A 23,149-nucleotide genomic window follows, 5' to 3' on the forward strand; every position below is an offset into this window, starting at 1 on the left:
TCAGAAGCCTCCACCCATGGTGCCGTCGGGGCCGCCCAGCTCCCGGTGGATGAAGTCGAACAGCTCGGCGTCGCTGGCCGCGTCGAGCGTCGGTGCCACCGGCGCGTCGACCGACGCCGGCCGGTCGTCGCCCCAGCGGGCCAGGAACGCCTGCATCTGCACCAGCAGCTTCTGCCGGGTGAGCTGGTCGGGCGCGCTGGCGGCGAACAGCCCGTCGAGCTTCTCCAGCTCGGACAGCAGCCCCTCGGTGGCCGTGGCCCCGTCGGCCACCACGAGCGTACGCAGGTGGCGGGCCAGGGCCAGCGGCGTCGGGTAGTCGAAGACCACGCTGGCCGGCAGGGTCGCCCCGGTGGCCGCCCGGAGCCGGTTGCGCAGCTCCACGGCGGTCATCGAGTCGAAGCCGACCTCCCGGAACGCCCGCCCCGGGCCGAGGTCACCGGCGTCGGGCAGGCCGAGCACCGCCGCCGCCTGGGCGGCCACGAGGTCGACGAGCACGGCGTCGCGTTCGGCGTCGGTGAGCGGGCGCAGCCGGTCCCGCAGCGCGTCGGCGGCCCCGTCGTCGGCCGGCTCGGCGCTGTGCAGGCCGCGCAGCGCCTCCCGGGCCTCGGGGACCTCCCCGAACAGCGGGCGGGCCCGCACGGCGGCGATGGCCGGCACGAACCCGTCCCACCGTACGTCGGCCACCACGACCTGCGCGCCGTCGGCGACGGCCTGCCGAAGCGCGGCGGTGGCCAGGTCGGGGGCCATGCCGGGCAGGCCCCGCCGGGTGAGCTGATCGAGGTCGGCGTCGGCGAGCCCGTCGGCCCAAGGGCCGAACGCCACCGACGCCACCGGCAGCCCGGCCCGCCGCCGGTTCTCGGCGAGCACCTGGAGCAGGGCGTCGCCGGCCGCCTGACCGGACCGTCCGCCGGAGCCCCACACCCCGGAGGTGGAGGAGCAGAGCACCAGCGCGCCGAGTGCCGCGCCCTCCAGCTCGTCGGCGTAGCGGGGGATGTCGCCGACGGTGGCGACGAGGTCGGCGGCGAGGCCGGCGAGGGTCAGCTCCGCCAGCGGCGCGGTGCCGGTGTCGGCGGGCACGTGCAGCAGCGCCGTCACCGGCCGCCCGTCGGCGGCGAGCTGCGCCATCCGGTCGGTGAGCTTCCCGCCCGCCGGCTGGTCCAGCGGCACCACGGCCGCGCCCTGCCGGCCCAGCCAGGCCGTCGCGTGTCCGGCGACGGTGCCCGCCCCGCCGGCGACGAGGACGGTGCCGTGCGGCGTCCAGCCGCCGCCCGTACCGTCGGCCGGGTCGGTGGCCCGGACCAGCCGCCGCGCGTACGCGCCCGAGGCGCGGACGGCGAGCTGGTCCTCCCCCTCGCTGTTGGTGAGCGCGGCGACCAGCGCGGCGGCGAGGTCGGCGGTGACCGTGCCGGGCAGGTCGACGAGGCCGCCGACGTGCCGGGGGTGCTCCAGGGCGGCGGCCAGGCCGAGTCCCCAGGTGGTCGCCTGCCACGGCCGGGCGGCCGGCGCGTCGTCGGTGGCGACCGCCCCTGCGGTGGCCAGCCACAGCGGCAGCGGCACCTCGGCCGGCAGGCCGGTGTGCGCCTGCAACAGCAGCAGGTTCGCCGCGAGGCCGGCGGGCAGGGCGTCCTGCCCGGGGTGCGGGGCCTCGTCGAGGGCGAGCAGGGACAGCAGCCCGGTCGGCTGGTGCGTGGCGCAGGCCAGCGCCAGGTCGGCGGCGAGGCCGTCCCGGTCGACGGCCGCCGGGTCCACGGTGAGCAGGTGCACGGCCGCCCCACCGGCGCGCAACGCGTCGGCGACCGCGTCGGCGGCCTCCCGGGGCGGCGCGACGAGCAGCCAGGTGCCCGGGTCGGCGGCGGTGAGCCGCTGGGGCCGCCAGGTGACCCGGTAGCGCCAGCCGGCGATCGTGTCGTCCTCGTGCTGGCGGCGTCGCCACGACTCCAGCTCCGGCAGGAGGTCCCGCAGGGGCTGGCTGGTGTCGATGCCGAGCCGGTCCAGGTCGCCGTCGGTGACCGCCCGCCAGAACGCGTCGTCGGCCCGGTCCACCCCGCCGGCCGGCGAGGCCGTGAGGGTGGGCCAGTAGCGCTGCGGCTGGAACGCGTACGTGGGCAGCTCCGGCAGGTCACGCGGGGCGGGCCGGGGGCCGGCGAGCGGGGCGAGCAACGCCGCCCAGTCGAGGTCCCGGCCGGTCGCGTAGCGGGTGGCGAGGGCGGCGAGCAGCGCCGCCGGCTCGGGCACGCCGGCCCGCAGGGCGGCCACGGCGGTGGCGTCGTCGGGCAGCAGCTCCGCGTTCATCGCGGTGAGCACGGCGGCGGGGCCGATTTCGAGGTACGTGTCGACGCCCGCCCCGCGCAGCGCGGCGATCCCGTCGGCGTAGCGGACGGCCTCGCGGACGTGCCGCACCCAGTAGTCGGCGGTACGCAGGTCGTCGCCGTCGGCGAGCGCCCCCGTCACGTTGGACACGACCGGCACCAGCGGCGCGGCGAAGGTCAGCGTCTCCAGGGTCGCGCGGAACTCGGCGAGCATCGGCTCCATCAACGGGCTGTGGAACGCGTGGCTGACCGTGAGCCGGCGGGTGCGGACGCCCCGGTCCCGCCAGGCCCGCTCGATCTCGTCGAGGGCCCCGACGGCCCCGGAGACGACCACCGACGTGGGCCCGTTGACGGCGGCGATCCCGACGTCGACGCGCCCGGCGATCGAGGCGAGCACGTCGGCCTCGGCGGCGTTGACCGCGAGCATCCCGCCCCCGGCCGGCAACGCCTGCATCAACCGACCCCGCGCGGCGACAAGCGCACACGCGTCCGCCAGCGACAACACCCCCGCCACGTGCGCGGCAGTGATCTCACCGACCGAGTGGCCGCCGACGAAGTCCGGCACCACCCCGAACGACTCCACCAGCCGGAACAGCGCCACCTCGACCGCGAACAGACCGGCCTGCGTGAAGACAGTCTGGTCGAGCAGCTCGGCCTCAGTCGTGCCCGCCTCCGCGAACAGCACCGACTTCAGCGGCTGCGGCAGCAGCGGATCCAGGTGACCGCACACCTCGTCCAGCACGGCGGCGAACACCGGGAACGCCTCCGCCAACTCCCGACCCATCCCGGCACGCTGCGCGCCCTGGCCGGAGAACAGGACGGCGGTGCCGCCCGTCGCCGTCGGGGCGGGCCCGACGAGGGCGGGGTGGGTGCCGCCAGCGGCGAGGGCCCGCAGCGCCGCGAGCCGGGTCTGCGGGTCGGTGGCGACGACCGTCGCCCGGTGGGCCAGGTGCGCCCGGCCCTCGGCCAGCGCCCAGGCCACCGCCCCGGCCTCGGCCGCACCGGCACCGGCCGTGCCGACGTCGGCCGTACCCTCGCCCGGGGTTGCCGGGTCGGAGCCGGCCGGGGTTGCCGGGGCGGCGAGCCGGCGGGCCAGCCGGTCGGCCTGTTCGCGCAGCCCGGCGGCCGTGGCGGCGGAGAGCGGCCAGGGCAGCGCCGCGCCACCCGCCGCCGACTGCCCGGCAAGGCCAGCGGGCTCGACGGACGCGGCGGGGTCGGCCGGTTCCTCCGCCGGTGCCTGTTCGAGGATCACGTGGGCGTTGGTGCCGGAGATGCCGAACGACGACACGCCGGCCCGGCGGGGGCGGCCGTCGGCGGCCCACGGGCGGGCCTCGGTGAGCAGCGCCAGCGGGGACGCCGCCCAGTCCACGTGCGGGGACGGCTCGTCGGCGTGCAGGGTCGCCGGCAGCGTGCCGTGCCGCAGGGCGAGCACCATCTTCATCAGGCTGGCCGCGCCGGCCGCCGCCTGGGTGTGCCCGATGTTCGACTTCACCGAGCCCAGCCACAGGGGCCGGTCGGCGGGCCGGTCCGGCCCGTACGCGGCCGTCAGCGCCTGCGCCTCGATCGGGTCGCCGAGGGTGGTGCCGGTGCCGTGCGCCTCGATGGCGTCGACGTCCGCCGGGGTGAGCCCGGCGTTGGCGAGGGCCTGCCGGATGACCCGCTGCTGCGCCGGCCCGTTGGGGGCGGTGAGCCCGTTGGACGCGCCGTCCTGGTTGACGGCGGAGCCGCGTACCACGGCCAGGATGCGCCGGCCGTCGCGGCGGGCGTCGGAGAGGCGTTGCAGGAGCAGGACGCCGACGCCCTCGCCCCAGCCGGTGCCGTCGGCGTCCGCGCCGAACGCCTTGACCCGACCGTCGGCGGCGAGGCCGCGCTGCCGGGAGAACTCCAGGAACGCCCCCGGCGTCGACATGACGGTCACGCCGCCCGCGAGGGCCAGGTCGCACTCGCCGGACCGCAGCGCCTGCGCGGCCAGGTGCAGCGCGACCAGCGACGACGAGCACGCCGTGTCGACGGTGACCGCCGGCCCGTGCAGCCCGAACGAGTACGCCAGCCGGCCGGACACCACGGACGCGCCGTTGCCGGTGGCCTGGTAGCCCTCCACCTCGGAGCGGGCGCCCAGCAGCAGCGTCGCGTAGTCCTGCCCGTTGGTGCCCATGAAGACGCCGGTGGCGGAGCCGCGTACCCGGTGCGGGTCGATGCCGGCCCGCTCGAACGTCTCCCACGTGGTGTGCAGCAACAGCCGCTGCTGCGGGTCCATCGCCAGGGCCTCGCGGGGGTTGATGCCGAAGAACGCGGCGTCGAAGTCGGCCACGCCGTCGAGGAACCCGCCGCTGCGGGCATAGCTGGTGCCCACCCGGTCCGGGTCGGCGTCGAACAGGGCGGCGAGGTCCCAGCCCCGGTCGGTGGGCATCGGCCCGATCGCGTCCCCGCCGTCGAGCAGCAGCTCCCACAGCTCCTGCGGCGACGACACCCCGCCGGGGAAGCGGCAGGCCATCGAGACGATGGCGATGGGCTCGTCGGCCGCCGGCCGGGCCGCGACCAGACCGACCGCCGGGTCGGCGTCGGCCGCGCCGGCCACGAGTTCCGTACGCAGGAACCGGGCCAGTTCCGCCGCCGATGGATGGTCGAAGACGACGGTCGACGGCAGGGTCAGCCCGGTGGTCCGGCCCAGCCGGTCCCGCAGTTGCACGGCGGCGAGGCTGTCGAAGCCGAGTTCCCGGAACGCCCGGCCGGCGGGCACCTGGTCGGTGGAGTCGTGCCCGAGCACCGCCGCCGCCTCGGCGCGGACCAGGTCGACCAGCAGGTTCTCCTGGCCGGTGGCCGGCAGCGCGGCGAGCCGCGCCCGCAGGCCGCTGGTGGCGGCGTCGGCCTCCGGCCGCTGCGCCTCGACGGCGGGGGCCGGGGCGACCCGGTCGAACAGGCGGCTCGGCCGCGCCGCGGTGAACGCGGCGACGAACCGGGACCAGTCCACGTCGGCGACGACCGGCGCGGGCTCGGGGGCGTTGACCCAGCGGCCCAGCGCCGCGACGGCGGCCCCGGGGTCGAGGGGGGTGAACCCCCGGCGGCGCAGGCCCTCGGCGGTCTCCCCGGCGGCCATGCCGTCGGCCGCCCACGGCCCGTAGGCGAGGGCGGTGGCGGGCAGCCCCTCGGCCCGGCGGGCGGCCACGAGGGCGTCGAGCAGGGCGTTGCCGGCGGCGTAGCCGGCCTGGCCGCCGCCGCCCCAGACACCGGCGACGGACGAGAACACGACGAACGCGTCGAGGTCCCGGCCCCGGCAGGCGGCGTCCAGGTGCAGGGCCCCGAGCACCTTCCCGGCGAGGGTCGCCGACAGGTCGGCGGCGGTCACCTCGTGCGCCGGGGCGGTCCCGCCGGCCGCGCCTGCGGTGTGCACGACGGCGGTGAGCGCGGGCAGGCCGGCGACGAGGGCCTCGACGGCAGCGGCGTCGGTGACGTCGCAGGCGACGACCCGCACCGCCCCGGCCAGCTCCTCGACCAGCTCGGCGGCACCGGGGGCGTCCGGGCCACGCCGGGACGCGAGGACCACCTCGGCCGCCCCGTTGGCCAGCAGCCACCGGGCGGTGTGCCGACCCAACGCACCCGTACCACCGGTGACCAGCACCGTCCCCGACGGACGCCACCCCGACCCGACCGGCGCGGCGGCCGGCACCAGCCGCCGGCCGAAGACGCCGTTGCGGCGGATCGCCACCTGGTCCAGGGCGCCGTCGGCGAGCACCGCGACGAACGCGGCGCGGGTGCTGCGGTCGGCGCGGGCGGGCAGGTCGACCAGCCCGCCCCAGCGGTCGGGCTGCTCCAGGGCGACGGCGCGGCCGAGGCCCCAGGCAAGCGCCGCCCAGGTGTCGGCGGCCCGCTCGCCGGCCGTGACCGGCAGGGCGGCGCGGCTGAGCGCCCACACCCGGCCGGGCAGGCCCGTGTCGGTCAGCGCCTGGACGAGCGCGAGCAGCGTCGCCGTGCCGGCCGGCACGCCCGGCGCGTCCGGGAGGGCCTCGTCCTGCCGGGGCAGCACGCACAGCACGCCCGCCCAGCCGTCCACTCCGGTGCGGCGCAGCCGCTCGCCCAGCTCAGCCCGGTCGGGGGACGGCGGGGCGGTCAGCGTGTCGACGGTCGCGCCGGCCTCGGTGAGCGTCTTCGCGACGCCCGCGTCGGTGCCGCCGCCCACGGTGACGACGAGCCACCGGCCGGTCAGCCCGGCCGCCGGGGCGAACCGCACGGGCTCCCACCCGATGCGGTACGACCAGCCGTCGAGCGCGGTGTCGCGGGTGCGCGCCTGCCGCCACTGCGACAACGCGGGCAGGGCCGAGCTGAGCGCGTCGAGGGCGGTGTCGTCGCCGAGTTGGGTGGCGAGGGCGGTCAGGTCGCCGCGTTCGACGGCGGCCCAGAACTCGGCGTCCCCACCACCGTCGGTGTCCTTGCGGGGGCGCGGCAGCGCCTCCGGCCAGAACCGCTGGTGCTGGAACGCGTACGTCGGCAGGTCGACGCGCTGCGGGTTTGCCCCAGCGAACCACTGCCGCCACGACACCGGCACCCCGCCGACGTGCAGCTCCGCCAGGGCAGCCAGCAGCGCGGTCGCCTCGGGCCGGTCCCGGCGCTGGACGGCGACCGTCAGCACACCCTCGTCACCCGGCAGGACGTCGGCCGCCAGGGCCGTGAGGACGCTCTGCGGTCCCACCTCCAGGAACGTGTCGACACCGGCGGCCCGCAGCGCGGCGATCCCGTCGGCGAAGCGGACGGCCTCGCGGACGTGTCGCACCCAATAGTCCGGGGTGCGGATCTCGTCGGCGTCGGCCAGCGCCCCGGTCAGGTTCGACACCACCGGCAGCAACGGCGCGGCGAAGCCGAGCCCGTCGAGGACCGACCGGAACTCGGCCAGCATCGGCTCCATCAACGGGCTGTGGAACGCGTGACTCACCGCCAACCGGCGCGTCCGCACACCCCGCTCCCGCCAGAGCTGCTCGACCTCGTCGAGGGCCTCGACCGCACCGGAGACCACCACGGACGTGGGCCCGTTCACGGCCGCGATCCCCACGTCGACGCGACCGGCGATCGACTCCGCCACCTCGGCCTCGGCGGCGTTGACCGCGAGCATCCCGCCCCCGGTCGGCAACGCCTGCATCAGGCGACCCCGCGCCGCCACGAGCCGACACGCGTCCGCGAGGGACAACACCCCGGCCACGTGCGCGGCGGTGATCTCACCGACCGAGTGCCCGCCCACGAAGTCCGGCACGATCCCGAACGACTCGACGAGCCGGAACAGCGCCACCTCGACCGCGAACAGGCCCGCCTGCGTGAAGACGGTCTGGTCGAGCAGCTCTGCGTCGGCCGTGCCCGCCTCCGCGAACAGCACGGGCTTGAGCGGCTGCGGCAGCAGCGGATCCAGCCGGGCGCACACCTCGTCCAACGCGGCGGCGAACACCGGGAACGCCTCCGCCAACTCCCGACCCATCCCGGCACGCTGCGCGCCCTGACCCGAGAAGAGGACCGCGAGCTGACCGCGCTCGGCGGCCGTGCCGGTGACGATCGCTGCGGAGGGCTCGCCGCCGTCGAGTGCCCGTAGCGCGGCGAGCAGCCCGTCCCGGTCGGCGGCCAGGGCGACGGCCCGCTGCTCCAGGGCGGGGCGCGTCGTCACCGACGACCAGGCCACGTCCAGCGCGGCAAGCGACTCGTCACCGGCCAGCCAGCGGGCCCACCGGCCCGCCTGCCCGGCAAGAGCACCCTCGGTGCGGGCGGACAGCAGCACCGGCACCACCGGCGGCGTCACCCGCTCCACCACCACACCCTCGACAACCTCCACCGGAGGCTGCTCGATGATCACATGCGCGTTCGTCCCGGAGATCCCGAACGACGACACCGCAGCCCGACGCGGCCGACCCACCACAGGCCACGGCGTCGCCTCGGTAGCCAGCGCAACCGCACCGGCGGTCCAGTCGATGTGCGGGGACGGCTCGTCCACGTGCAGGGTCGACGGCACCACGCCATGCCGCATCGCCAGCACCATCTTGATGATCCCGGCGACACCGGCCGCCGCCTGGGTGTGCCCGATGTTGGACTTGATCGACCCGAGCAACAGGGGGGTCTCACGGTCCTGGCCGTAGGTGGCCAGCAGCGCCTGCGCCTCGATCGGATCACCGAGGGTCGTGCCGGTGCCGTGCGCCTCGACGGCGTCCACGTCAGCCGGGGTCAGGCGGGCGTTGGCGAGGGCCTGCCGGATCACGCGCTGCTGCGACGGCCCGTTCGGCGCGGTCAACCCGTTCGACGCACCGTCCTGGTTGACGGCCGTCCCCCGCACCACGGCGAGAACCCGGTGCCCGTTACGCCGGGCGTCCGACAGCCGCTCGACGAGCAGCATGCCCACACCCTCCGACCAGCCCGTCCCGTCGGCGGCGGCCGCGAACGACTTGCACCGCCCGTCCTGCGAAAGCCCCCGCTGCCGGGAGAACTCGATGAACGTGCCGGGGGTGGCCATGACGGTGACGCCGCCGGCCAGGGCCAGGTCGCACTCGCCGGAACGCAGCGCCTGGGCCGCCAGGTGCAGCGCGACCAGGGACGACGAGCACGCCGTGTCGACGGTGACGGCGGGCCCCTCCAGGCCGAACGTGTACGCCACCCGCCCCGACAGCACACTGCCCGACGTGCCCGTACCCACGTAGCCCTCCACCTCGGCGGGCAGGTCCATGAGGCGCGTCGCCCAGTCGTGGTACATCACGCCGGCGAAGACCCCGGTGCGGCTGCCCCGCAGCCGGACCGGGTCGACCCCGGCGGACTCGAACGTCTCCCACGACGCCTCCAGCAGCAACCGCTGCTGCGGATCCATCGCCAGGGCCTCACGGGGCGAGATGCCGAAGAACCCGGGGTCGAACTCCGCCGCCCCGTAGAGGAAGCCGCCGTTGCGGGTGTAGGAGGTGCCGCTGTTGTTCGGGTCGGGGTCGAACAGGGTGTCGAGGTCCCAGCCCCGGTCGGCGGGGAACTCGGAGATCCCGTCCCCACCGTCGGCGAGCAGCGCCCACAGGTCGTCGGGGCTGGCGACTCCGCCCGGGTAGCGGCAGGCCATGCCGACGATCGCGATCGGCTCGTCGGTGTCCTTCGTCGCGCTGGCGACCAGGTCGGTCGCCGACTGGCGTACGCCGGCCAGCTCGGACCACAGGTGCTCGGCGAGCACGGCGGGGGTCGGGTAGTCGAAGACCAGCGTCGAGCCGAGCCGCAACCCCGTGGCCGCGTTGACCCGGTTACGCAGGTCCACCGCCGTCAGCGAGTCGAAACCCAACTCCCGGAACGCCCGGTCCGCCGGCACCGCCTCCGCGCCACCGTGCCCCAACACCTGCGCGACGAGGCCACGGACCAGGAGCACGAGTTGCGCCCGGCCTTCGTCCTCGGTGACGGCGGCGAGCCGCTCGGCCCACCCCCCGCCGCCCTGCCCCGCCTGGCGGCGGCTGGTGGTGGTGCTCGCGCCGACGAGGGTGCGCAGCATGGGCGGCACCACGCCGCCGGAGGCGGCGGCCCGCAGGGCGGGCACGTCGATGGTCGCCGGCACCAGGGCAGCACGGTCCGCCGCGAGGGCCGCGTCGAACAGCTCCAGACCCGTCGCCGCGCTCATCGGCGTCAGACCCGCCCGCGCCGACCGCGCCCGATCCACCTCCCCGACCGACGCCGCCATCCCGTCGGTATCCCACATACCCCACGCCAGGGACACCGCCGGCAGACCAGCCCCCCGCCGGAACACCGCCAGCCCGTCCAGGAACGCATTCCCCGCCGCATACGCACCCTGACCCGGCGAACCGAGCACCCCCGCAACCGACGAGAACACCACGAACAGGTCCAGGTCGAGGCCGGCGGTGGCCTCGTGCAGATGCCACGCCGCATCCACCTTCGGCGCGAGGACAGCCGCCAGCCGTTCCCCGGTGAGCCCCTCGACGAGCCCGTCGTCGAGCACCCCGGCCGTGTGCACCACCCCGGCCAGCCGACCACCGTCGGCGGTGAGCCGCCCGACGAGGGCACGCACGGCCTCGGCATCGGTCACGTCACACGCCGCCACCTCCACCGACGCGCCCAGCCCCGACAGCCGCCCCACCAGCTCGTCCGCGCCGGCAGCGGCGGCACCCCGACGCGACACCAACACCAACGACCGCACCCCGTGCACCGACACCAGATGCTCCGCGACCAGAGCGCCCAACGCACCCGTACCACCGGTCACCAGCACCGCACCGTCGCCCAGCGGGGCAACCGCCGGCACGTCAGGCACCGACGCACGCACCAGACGCGGCACCCACAGCCCGCCCGGACGCACCGCCACCTGACCACCGACGGCGGCATCGTCGAGGGTGCCGGCCAGCACGGCCGGCAGTTCGGTTGCGCCGTCGCCGTCGGCGGCCAGGTCCGCGAGGACGATGCGGCCGGGGTGCTCCGACTGGGCCGAGCGGAGCAGGCCCCACACGGCCGCGCCGGCCAGGTCGGTCACCCGGTCACCGTCGCGCGCCGCGACCGCGCCCCGGGTGACGACGACGAGCCGCGTGTCGGCGAGCGCGTCGGCCGCCAGCCACGCCTGCGCCACGCGCAACGCCTCCGACGCGACCGCCCGCACCACATCGGGGGCCGCGTGGGCGGCGGCGACCGGCAGCACGAGGGCGCGCGGGGCGTCGGCCCCTGCGGCCACCGCCGCCAGCAGGGCCGCCACGTCGGGGTACGCCACCAAGCGGCCCTCGCCCGCCGGCGCGTCGAGGAACCCGATCATGGTGGTGTCCTCGGGGGCGAGCAGCGCCCAGCCAGCGGGGCCACCGGTCGGGGCGACCTCGGCGGCCTGCCACACCACCTCGAACAACGACCGCGACGCCGCACCCGCGACACCAACCCCGGTCAACTCCCGCAGCGCCAGCGAATCCACCGACACCACCGGCACACCCGACTCGTCCACCGCAACCAGACGAACCCCGGAACCCACCCGGGTCAACCGCACCCGCAGTGCCCGCGCACCCGACGCGTGCACCTGCACACCCGAGAACGCGAACGGCACCCGCGCCCCCGACGCCCCTTCACCGAGCAACAACCCGATCGGATGCAACGCCGCATCCAACAACGCCGGATGCACCCCGAACCCGTCCGAGCTTCCCACCTCATCGGGCAGGGCCACCTCGGCGAACACCTCGCCGTCACCGGCCCACACCCGACGCAGACCACGGAACACCGGCCCGTACACCAGACCAAGACCTGTCAGACCCGCGTACCAGCCGGACAGATCCACCTCCGACACACCCGCCGGCGGCCATGCACCCAGCACCGGCTCCTCGGCGGAGGCTCCCGCCAGCACACCCTCGGCGTGCCGGACCCACCCGGCATCGCCGTCGCGTCGGGAGTAGATGGTCACCGGCCGCTCCGGCGCGTCGGCGGGGCCGTCGACGCGTACCTGGATGCGCACGCTTCCGGTGTCGGGCACGACCAGCGGCGCGGCCATGGTCAGCTCCCGGAGCCGGGGCAGCCCCGTCTCGTCGCCGGCCCGGACGGCCAGCTCCACGAGCGCGGTGCCCGGCACGAGCGCCGCGCCGGAGACCGCGTGATCCGCCAGCCACGGGTACGCGGCGAGGGACAGCCGGCCGGTGAGCACCACCTCGTCGTTGCCGGCCAGGTCCACGGACGCGCCGAGCAGCGGGTGCCCGGCCTCGCCCAGCCCGGCCCCCGACACGTCGCCGGTCCGGGGCCGGCCGGAGTCGGGCCAGTAGCGCTGGCGCTGGAACGCGTACGTCGGCAGGTCGACCCGCGCCGGGCCGCTGCCGGCGAACCACTGCCGCCACGTCACGGGAAGCCCGTGGACGTGCAGCTCGGCCAGCGCGGCGAGCAGCGCATGCGCGGCGGGCCGGTCGCGCCGCTGGGCGGCAACGGTGAGGGCGCCCTCGTCGCCGGCCAGCACGTCGGCGGCCAGGGCCGTGAGGACGCTCTGCGGCCCCACCTCCAGGAACGTGTCGACACCGGCGGCCCGCAGCGCGGCGATCCCGTCGGCGAACCGTACGGCCTCACGGACGTGCCGCACCCAGTAGTCAGCGGTACACAGCTCGTCGCCGTCGGCGAGCGCCCCGGTCACGTTGGACACGACCGGCACCAGCGGCGCGGCGAACGACAGCGTCTCCAGCACCGACCGGAACTCGGCGAGCATCGGCTCCATCAACGGGCTGTGGAACGCGTGACTCACCGCCAGCCGGCGGGTACGCACACCCCTGCCCTGCCACTCCCGCTCCAGGTCGTCGAGGACGTCGGCGGCACCCGACACGACCACGGCCGACGGTCCGTTCACCGCCGCGACCCCGACCCGGTCGCCCCGTCCACCGAGCGAGGCCAGCCCGTCCAGCGAGGCGAGCACCTCGGCCTCCGGCGCGGCCACCGCCAGCATCCCGCCGCCAGCGGGCAGGGACTGCATCAGCCGGCCCCGCGCCCCGACGAGGGTGCACGCGTCCGTCAGCGACAACACCCCGGCCACGTGCGCGGCCGTGATCTCGCCGATCGAATGCCCACCCACGAAGTCCGGCACGATCCCGAACGACTCCACGAGCCGGAACAGCGCCACCTCGACGGCGAACAGACCGGCCTGCGTGAACACCGTCTGGTCCAACAGGTCGGCGTCGCCGGTGCCCGCATCGGCGAACAGCACCGACTTCAGCGGCTGCGGCAGCAGCGGATCCAGGTGACCACACACCTCGTCCAGCGCGGCGGCGAACACCGGGAACGTCCCGTACAGCTCCCGGCCCATCCCGGCACGCTGCGCGCCCTGGCCCGAGAACAGCAGGGCCAACTGCCCCCGCTGCTCCGCGGCCCCGACCACCACGGCACCCGACGACTCACCGGTGGCCAGAGCCCGCAGGGCAGCCAGCAGATCGTCCCGGCCCTCGGCGACCACCGCCGCGCGCTGTTCCAACGCCGGGCGCGTCGTCACCGATGACCACGCCACGTCCAGCGCGGCAAGCGACTCGTCACCGGCCAGCCACCGGGCCCAGCGACCCGCCTGACCAGCCAACGCCGCATCCGTGCGGGCGGACAGCAGCACCGGCACCACCGGCGGCGTCACCCGCTCCACCACCACACCCTCGACAACCTCCGCCGGAGGCTGCTCGATGATCACATGCGCGTTCGTCCCGGAGATCCCGAACGACGACACCGCAGCCCGACGCGGCCGACCCACGGCAGGCCACGGCGTCGCCTCAGTCGCCAGCGCAACCGCACCCGCAGCCCAGTCGACATGCGGGGACGGCTCGTCCACGTGCAGTGTCGACGGCACCACGCCATGCCGCATCGCCAGGACCATCTTGATCACACCCGCCACACCGGCCGCCGCCTGGGTGTGCCCGATGTTCGACTTGATCGACCCGAGCAGCAGCGGCCGGTCGGCGGGCCGGTCTTGCCCGTAGGTCGCCAGCAGCGCCTGCGCCTCGATCGGATCACCCAGGGTGGTGCCGGTGCCGTGCGCCTCGACGGCGTCCACGTCGGCAGTGGACAGTCGCGCGTTGGCGAGGGCCTGCCGGATCACCCGCTGCTGCGACGGCCCGTTCGGCGCGGTAAGACCATTCGACGCACCGTCCTGATTGACTGCCGTCCCCCGCACCACGGCGAAGATCCGCCGGCCGTCGCGGCGCGCGTCGGAGAGCCGCTGCACCAGCAGCATGCCCACGCCCTCCGACCAGCCCGTCCCGTCCGCCGACGCGGCGAACGACTTGCACCGGCCGTCCTGCGACAGCCCGCGCTGCCGCGAGAACTCCACGAACGTGCCCGGGGTGGCCATCACCGTCACGCCGCCCGCGAGCGCCAGGTCGCACTCGCCGGACCGCAACGCCTGCGCCGCCAGATGCAGCGCGACCAACGACGACGAGCACGCCGTGTCCACGGTCACCGCCGGCCCCTCCAGGCCGAACGTGTACGCCACCCGCCCCGACAGCACACTGCCCGACGTGCCCGTACCCACGTAGCCCTCGGTGTCCGGCGGCAGGTCGGCCAGTCGGGAGGCGTAGTCGTGGTACATGACGCCGGCGAACACGCCGGTGCGGCTGCCCCGCACCCGCGCCGGGTCGACCCCGGCGGACTCGAACGTCTCCCACGACGCCTCCAGCAGCAACCGCTGCTGCGGATCCATCGCGATCGCCTCACGCGGCGAGATCCCGAAGAACGCCGGGTCGAAGTCCGCCGCCCCGGCGAGGAAACCGCCGTGCCGGGTGTACGAGGTGCCGCTGCGGTCCGGGTCGGGGTCGAACAGGGTGTCGAGGTCCCAGCCCCGGTCGGCGGGGAACTCGGAGATCCCGTCCCCACCGTCGGCGAGCAGCGCCCACAGGTCGTCGGGGCTGGCCACCCCACCCGGATAACGGCAGGCCATGCCGACGATCGCGATCGGCTCGTCGACGCCGGTGACGGCGCGGGCCGCCGCCCGGCGGTCGGTGAGCTGGCCGGAGACCTGCTCGTAGAGGTGCTCGGCGAGCACGGCGGGGGTCGGGTAGTCGAAGACCAGCGTCGACGCCAACCGCAGCCCCGTCGCCGCGTTGACCCGGTTACGCAGGTCCACCGCCGTCAACGAGTCGAAACCCAACTCCCGGAACGCCCGATCCGCCGGCACCGCCTCCGCGCCACCATGCCCCAACACCTGCGCCACCAGGCCCCGCACCAGCACGTCCACCTGGGCGCGGGCCTCGTCGGGGTCCAGGCCGGCGAGTTGGTCGGCCCAGTCCCCGCCGCCGCCCTGGCCGGCCTGCCGGCGGGTGGTCGTCGTGCCGACGAGGGCGCGCAGCATCGTCGGCACGGGGCCGCCCACGCCGAGGGCGGCCCGCATGGCCGGCACGTCGAGCACGGCCGGCACCAGGGCGGGGCGTCCGGCCGCGAGGGCCGCGTCGAATAGCTCCAGACCCGTCGCCGCGCTCATCGGCGTCAGACCCGCCCGCGCCGACCGCGCCCGATCCACCTCCCCGACCGACGCCGCCATCCCGTCGGTGTCCCACATACCCCACGCCAGGGACACCGCCGGCAGACCGGCCCCCCGCCGGAACACCGCCAGCCCGTCCAGGAACGCATTCCCCGCCGCATACGCACCCTGACCCGGCGAACCGAGCACCCCCGCGACCGACGAGAACACCACGAACAGGTCGAGGTCGAGGCCGGCGGTGGCCTCGTGCAGGTGCCACGCCGCGTCGACCTTCGGCGCGAGGACCCGGGCCAGCCGGTCGGCGTCGATGCCGGTGACCACCGCGTCGTCGAGCACCCCGGCCGTGTGCACCACCCCGGCCAGCCGACCACCGTCGGCGGTGAGCCGCCCGACCAGGGCACGCACGGCCTCGGCATCCGTCACGTCACACGCCGACACCTCCACCGACGCGCCCAGCCCCGACAGCCGCCCCACCAGCTCGTCCGCGCCGACAGCGGCGGCACCCCGACGCGACACCAACACCAACGACCGCACCCCGTGCACCGACACCAGATGCTCCGCCACGAGGGCGCCCAACGCGCCCGTACCACCGGTCACCAGCACGACACCGTCGCCCAGAGCGACCGGAGTGTCCGACGTTGACGCGCGCACCAGGCGCGGCACCCACATCCCGCCCGAACGCACCGCCACCTGACCACCCACGCCCGCGTCGTCGGCGACCCGGGCGAGCAGGCCCAGGGCGTGCGCGTCGAGGTCGCCGTCGACGTCGGCGAGGACGATGCGGCCCGGGTGCTCGGTCTGCGCCGAGCGGAGCAGGCCCCACACGGCGGATCCGGCGAGGTCCACGACCGGATCGTCCGGCCCGGCGGCCACCGCGCCCCGGGTGACGACGACGAGCCGCGTGTCGGCGAGCGCGTCGGCCGCCAGCCACGCCTGGGTGGCCGCGAGGACGCCGCTGGTGACCGCCCGTGCCGCCTCGGGAACGGCGGCGTCGGCGGCGGTGGCGGGCAGCAGCAGGTGCCGGGGCGCGGTGGCCCGGCCGGCGGCGACGGCGTCGGCCAGGGCGGGTACGTCGGGGTACGCCGGCAGGCCGGGCAGCGTCGTCGACAGGTTCTCGTCGCCGAGCAGCGCCCAGCCGGACGTCTCGCCGGTCGGGGCGGCCTCGGCGGCCTGCCACACCACCTCGAACAACGACCGCGACGCCGCACCGCCGACACCGACACCGGTCAGCTCCCGCAACACGATCGAGTCCACCGACACCACCGGCGCACCCGACTCGTCCACCGCGACCAGACGGATCTCAGAGCCAGCCCGCGTCAACCGCACCCGCAACACCCGCGCACCCGACGCGTGCACCTGCACACCCGAGAACGCGAACGGCACCCGTGCCGCTGCCGGCCCCTCGTCGGCGAGCAACAGCCCGATCGGGTGCAACGCCGCATCCAGCAACGCCGGATGGACCCCGAACTCCGCCGCGCCATCGACCTCATCGGGCAGGGCCACCTCGGCGAACACCTCGCCGTCGCCGGCCCACACCCGACGCAGCCCGCGGAACACCGGCCCGTAGATCAGGCCGAGGCCCGCCAGACCCGCGTACCAACCCGACAGATCCACCTCCGGCACACCCACCGGCGGCCACGCACCCAGCACCGGCTCCTCGGCCGTCACCGGCTCCAGCACACCCTCGGCGTGCCGGACCCACCCGGCATCACCGTCGGTCTCGGCGTGCACCGCGACGGGCCGAGCACCGGTCGGGTCGGGCGCGCCGACGCGCACCTGGACCCGTACGCCGCCGGTGGCGGGCAGCACGAGCGGCGCGGCGATGGTGAGTTCCCGGAGGCGGGAGACGCCCGCCTCGTCGCCGGCCCGGACGGCCAGCTCCACGAGGGCGGTGCCGGGGACGACGACCGTGTCGGAGACGGTGTGCTCGGCGAGCCACGGGTGGGTGGCGACGGAGAGGCGGCCGGTGAGCACGACCATGTCCTCGCCAGCGACGGTGACGGCTGCGCCGAGCAGGGGGTGCCCGGCCGCGCCGAGGCCGGCGCCGGTGACGTCGCCCGCGCGGGCGCGGCCGATGCCGAGCCAGTACCGCTCGTGCTGGAAGGCGTACGTGGGCAGGTCGACGCGCTGCGGGTCGGTTCCCGCGTACCACTGGGTCCAGGTGACGGGCACGCCGTGGACGTGCAGCTCGCCCAGCGCGGCGAGCAGCGCCCGCGCGGCGGGCCGGTCGCGGCGCTGGGCGGCGACGGTCAGCACGCCTTCGTCTCCGGCCAGCACGTCGGCGGCCAGGGCCGTGAGGACGCTCTGCGGGCCCACCTCCAGGAACGTCCCCACTCCGGCGGCGCGCAGCGCGGTGACCCCGTCGCCGAAGCGCACCGCCTCCCGCACGTGCCGCACCCAGTAGTCGGCCCGGGTCAGCTCCTGCGGCTCGGCCAGCGCCCCGGTCAGGTTGGACACGACCGGCACGAGCGGCGTCCGGAACGCCAGCCCGTCGAGGACGGCCCGGAACTCGGCGAGCATCGGCTCCATCAACGGACTGTGGAACGCGTGACTCACCGCCAACCGGCGCGTCCGCACACCCTGCTCCCGCCAGAGCTGCTCGATCTCGTCGAGGGCCTCGACGGCCCCGGAGACGACCACGGCCGACGGCCCGTTGACGGCCGCGATCCCGACGTCGACGCGACCGGCGATCGAGGCGAACACGTCGGCCTCGGCGGCGGCGACCGCGAGCATCCCGCCCCCGGCCGGCAACGCCTGCATCAACCGACCCCGCGCCGCCACGAGCTGACAGGCATCGCCCAGGGACAGCACCCCGGCCACGTGCGCGGCGGTGATCTCACCGACCGAATGCCCGCCGACGAAGTCCGGCACCACCCCGAACGACTCCACCAGCCGGAACAACGCCACCTCGACCGCGAACAACCCCGCCTGCGTGAACACCGTCTGATCCAGCAACGCCGCCTCGGGCGTGCCCGCCTCCGCGAACAACACCGACTTCAGCGGCTGCGGCAGCAACGGATCCAGGTGACCGCACACCTCGTCCAACGCGGCGGCGAACACCGGGAACGCCCCGCACAGCTCCCGACCCATCCCGGCACGCTGCGCGCCCTGACCCGAGAAGAGGACGGCGAGCTGGCCCGTGGGGGTGCCGGCGGCGGTGACGACGGTGCCGGACGGTTCGCCGGTGGCGAGGGCGCGCAGCCCGGCGAGGAGTTCGTCGCGGTCGGCCGCCGCGAGCACGGCGCGGTGTTCCAGGGTGGCCCGGGTGACGACGGACGACCAGCCCACATCGGCGGGGCGGGGGGTCGGGTCGGCGGCGAGCCAGCGGGCCCAGCGGTCGGCCTGGGCGGCGAGGGCCGCCTGGGTGCGGCCCGACAGCAGCACGACCGCCGGGTGGGCGTCGCCGGTGTGGGCGGACGCGTCGCCGGAGCGCACCGCCGTCTCGCCGGGCCGGGCGGCGGTCCGGGGGTCGGCGGGGGGCTGCTCGATGACGACGTGCGCGTTGGTGCCGCTGACCCCGAACGAGGAGATGGCGGCGCGGCGGGGGCGGCCCGTCTCGGGCCACGGCCGGGCCTCGGTGGCCAGTTCGACGGCGCCGGCCGTCCAGTCGATGTGCGGGGACGGCTCGTCGACGTGCAGGGTGCGGGGGACGACGCCGTGCCGCATCGCCATGATCATCTTGATGATGCCGGCGGCCCCGGCGGCGGCCTGGGTGTGTCCGATGTTCGACTTGATCGAGCCGAGCAGCAGCGGCCGGCCGGCCGGCCGGTCCTGCCCGTACGTGGCCAACAACGCCTGCGCCTCGATCGGGTCACCCAGCGTCGTGCCCGTGCCGTGCGCCTCGACCGCGTCCACGTCGGCAGTGGACAGGCGGGCATTGGCGAGGGCCTGCCGGATCACCCGCTGCTGCGACGGCCCGTTCGGCGCGGTAAGGCCGTTCGACGCACCGTCCTGGTTGACCGCCGTCCCCCGCACCACGGCGAGGATCCGCCGGCCGTCGCGGCGGGCGTCCGAGAGCCGCTGCACCAGCAGCATGCCCACACCCTCCGACCAACCTGTCCCGTCCGCCGACGCGGCGAACGACTTGCACCGCCCGTCGGCCGACAACCCCCGCTGCCGCGAGAACTCCACGAACGTCCCTGGGGTGGCCATCACCGTCACGCCACCGGCCAGCGCCAGTTCGCACTCCCCCGACCGCAGCGCCTGCACGGCCAGGTGCAGCGCGACCAGCGACGACGAGCACGCGGTGTCCACGGTGACCGCGGGCCCCTCCAGGCCGAACGTGTAGGCGACGCGGCCGGAGACGACGCTGCCGGAGTTGCCGGTGCCGATGTAGCCCTCCAGGCCCTCGGGCAGCTCCTGCACCTGGGAGGCGTAGTCGTGGTACATCAGGCCGGCGAAGACGCCGGTGCGGCTGCCGCGTACCCGCGCCGGGTCGAGGCCGGCGGACTCGAACGTCTCCCACGACGCCTCCAGCAGCAACCGCTGCTGCGGATCCATCGCGACGGCCTCCCGCGGCGAGATCCCGAAGAAGGCCGGGTCGAAGTCCGCCGCCCCGGCGAGGAAACCACCGTGCCGGGCGTAGGAGGTGCCGGGGTGGTCGGGGTCGGGGTGGAAGAGGGACTCCAGGTCCCAGCCCCGGTCGGCGGGGAACTCGGAGATCCCGTCCCCACCGTCGGCCAGCAGCGCCCACAGGTCGTCTGGGCTGGCCACCCCACCCGGATAACGGCAGGCCATGCCCACGATCGCGATCGGCTCGTCGCCGCCGCCGGTGGCGGCGACCGCCTCGGGCCGGTCGGCGGTCGCGCCGGTGAGCTGCTCGTGCATGTGCGCGGCGAGGGCCGCCGGGGTCGGGTAGTCGAACACCAGCGTCGAGCCGAGCCGCAGCCCCGTCGCCGCGTTGACCCGGTTACGCAGGTCCACCGCCGTCAACGAGTCGAAACCCAACTCCCGGAACGCCCGGTCCGCCGGCACCGCCTCCGCGCCACCATGCCCCAACACCTGCGCGACCAGGCCCCGCACCAGCACGTCCACCTGGGCGCGGGCCTCGTCGGGGGCGAGCGCGGCGAGGCGCTGGGCCCAGCCGCCGGCCGCGCCGCCGCCGGCCTGCCGCCGGGCGGGCGCGGTGCCGACGAGGGCGCGCAGCATCGGCGGTACGCCGGTGGCGGTGGCCGCCGCGCGCAGCGCCGGCACGTCGACGACGGCGGGGACGAGCGCGGCGGCGTCGGTGGCGACGGCGGCGTCGAACAGGGCGACGCCGACGGGCCCGTCGATCAGGCCGAGGCCGGAGCGGGTGACCCGGGACCGGTCGGCGGCGCTGAGGGTGGCGGCCATCCCGTCGGTGTCCCACATGCCCCAGGCCAGGGAGTGCGCGGTCAGACCCCGGGCGCGGCGGTGGGCGGCGAGCGCGTCGAGGAAGTGGTTGGCGGCGGCGTACGCGCCCTGCCCCGGGGAGCCGAGGACCCCGGCGATGGAGGAGAACAGCACGAACAGGTCCAGGTCGAGGCCGGCGGTGGCCTCGTGCAGATGCCACGCCGCGTCGACCTTCGGCGCGAGGACCCGGGCCAGCCGATCGGCGTCGATGCCGGTGACCACCGCGTCGTCGAGCACCCCGGCCGTGTGCACCACCCCGGCCAGCCGACCACCGTCGGCGGTGAGCCGCCCGACCAGGGCGCGCACCGCGTCGGGGTCGGTGACGTCGCAGGCGAGCACGTCGACCCGCGCGCCGAGGGCGGTCAGCTCGGCGGCGAGGTCGGCCGTCCCGTCGGCGGCGGGGCCGCGCCGGCTGACCAACGCGAGGGAGTCCACGCCCCGGTCGGTGACGAGGTGACGGGCGAGGAGCGCGCCGAGGGCGCCGGTGCCGCCGGTGACGAGGACGGTGCCGCCGAGGGGACGTCGGGCGGGCGCGGGCGGGGTGTCGGCGCGTACCAGACGGGGGGTGAGGATCGTGTCGGCGCGGACGGCGAGCTGCGCGGCGGCCGGGTCGTCGGCGGCGGCCGCGAGCAGCGCGACGGCGGGCGCGTCGAGGTCCCGGTCGATGTCGGCCAGGACGATCCGGCCGGGGTGCTCGGACTGGGCGGCGCGCAGCAGGCCCCACACGGCCGCGCCGGTCAGCTCGTCGGCGGGGTCGGCGTCGGTGGCCCGCACCGCGCCCCGGGTGACCACCGCGAGGCGGGTGTCGGCGAGGGCGTCGGCGGCGAGCCACGCCTGGACGGCGGCGAGCACGTCGGCGGTGCCGGCCCGCACGGCGGCGGGCAGCGCGTCGGCGGGCAGGCCGGCGGGCGTGGCGGGCACGGGCAGCAGGACCAGCGGGGGCACGTCGCCGGTGGCGGCCAGCTCGGCGACGCCCGGGTGGGCGGGGACGCCGGGCAGCGCGGGCGTGGCGGGGCCGAGCAGGGCGGCGCGGGGCGCGTCGGCGGGGGCGAGCGGCTCGGGCCGCCAGTCGACGCGGAACAGCGACCGGGCGGCGAGGGTGGCCGCCGACGGGTCGCCGCCGGTCATCTCGCGCAGGACGAGGGAGTCGACGGTGACCACGGGCCGGTCGGTGTCGTCGACGGCGAGCAGCCGCACGGCGGTGCCGGTGCGGGTGAGCCGGACGCGGAGGGTGTCCGCGCCGACGGCGTGCACCTGGACGCCCGCGAACGCGAACGGGGCCTTGGGGCCGGTGGTGCCGTCGCCGGGCAGCAGGGCGGTGGGGTGCAGGGCCGCGTCGAGCAGGGCGGGGTGCACGCCGAAGCCGGCGCTGCCGTCGGTGGTCGCGGCGGGCAGGGTCACCTCGGCGTAGACGGTGTCGTCACCGGCCGTCCAGGCGCGGCGCAGGCCCTGGAACACCGGCCCGTAGGTCATGCCGTGGCCGGCGAGGGCGTCGTACCAGCCGGCGAGGTCGGCTTCGACGGCGGCGGCGGGCGGCCACGCGCCGAGGCCGGCGTCGGCGGTGGGCTCGACGGCGGTGAGCAGGCCCTCGGCGTGCCGCACCCAGTCGCCGTCGGGGTCGTGGTCGGGCTGGCTGTGCACGGTGACGGCCCGCCCGCCGACGCCGTCGCAGGGGCCGACGCGGACCTGGACGCGCACCGCGCCCTGGGCGGGGAGCACAAGCGGGGCGGCGATGGTCAGCTCCGCCACCCGGCAGGGGCCGAACTCGTCGCCGGCGCGCAGCGCCAGCTCGACGAGGGCGGTGCCGGGGACGACGACCGCGCCGGCGACCACGTGGTCGGCCAGCCACGGCTGGGCGGCGACGGAGAGCCTGCCGGTGAGCACGGCCGCGTCCTCGCCGGCCAGCCGGACGGCGGCGGCGAGCAGCGGGTGCCCGGCCGCGCCGAGGCCCGCCCCGGAGACGTCGGAGGCGCGGCCGGCGGGCCGCAGCCAGAAGCGTTCCCGCGCGAACGCGTACGTCGGCAGGTCGACCCGGGTCGGGGCGGCGTCGGCGAGCAGCGGGGCCCAGTCGACGCGTGCTCCGGCGGCGTGCAGCTCGGCGAGGGCGGCGAGCAGGGCGCGGGGCTCGGCGCGGTCGCGGCGCTGGGCCGGCACGGCGAGCAGGTCGTCGTCGCCGGTCAGGGCGTCGCGGACCAGGGCGGTGAGCACCGCGCCGGGGCCGATCTCGACGAACGTGTCCGCCCCGGCGGCGCGCAGCGCGGCGACCCCGTCGGCGAACCGGACGGCCTCGCGGACGTGCCGCACCCAGTAGTCGGCGGTACGCAGGTCGTCGCCGTCGGCGAGCGCCCCGGTCACGTTCGACACGACCGGCACCAGCGGCGCGGCGAAGCCGAGCCCGTCGAGGACCGACCGGAACTCGGCGAGCATCGGCTCCATCAGCGGGCTGTGGAACGCGTGACTGACCGTGAGCCGGCGCGTCCGGACGTCCCGCTCCCGCCAGGCCCGCTCGATCTCGTCGAGGGCCGCGACGGCACCCGAGACCACCACGGCCGACGGACCGTTCACCGCC

Annotated in this window: 1 protein-coding gene (only partly in view); it reads right to left on the minus strand. The window is 76.4% G+C overall.

Going from position 1 to position 23,149, the window contains the following annotated elements; genetic code table 11:
* Positions 1-23,149, minus strand: the 3' portion of a protein-coding gene (locus HDA31_RS19460) for a type I polyketide synthase (RefSeq protein WP_178064081.1). 6,881 nt of this gene lie beyond the right edge of the window; 23,149 of the gene's 30,030 nt are visible here — the last part of the coding sequence; its start codon lies off the right edge, out of view — the gene reads right to left on this strand; its stop codon occupies positions 1-3.

The organism is Micromonospora carbonacea (assembly GCF_014205165.1).
GTDB classification, from domain to species: domain Bacteria; phylum Actinomycetota; class Actinomycetes; order Mycobacteriales; family Micromonosporaceae; genus Micromonospora; species Micromonospora carbonacea.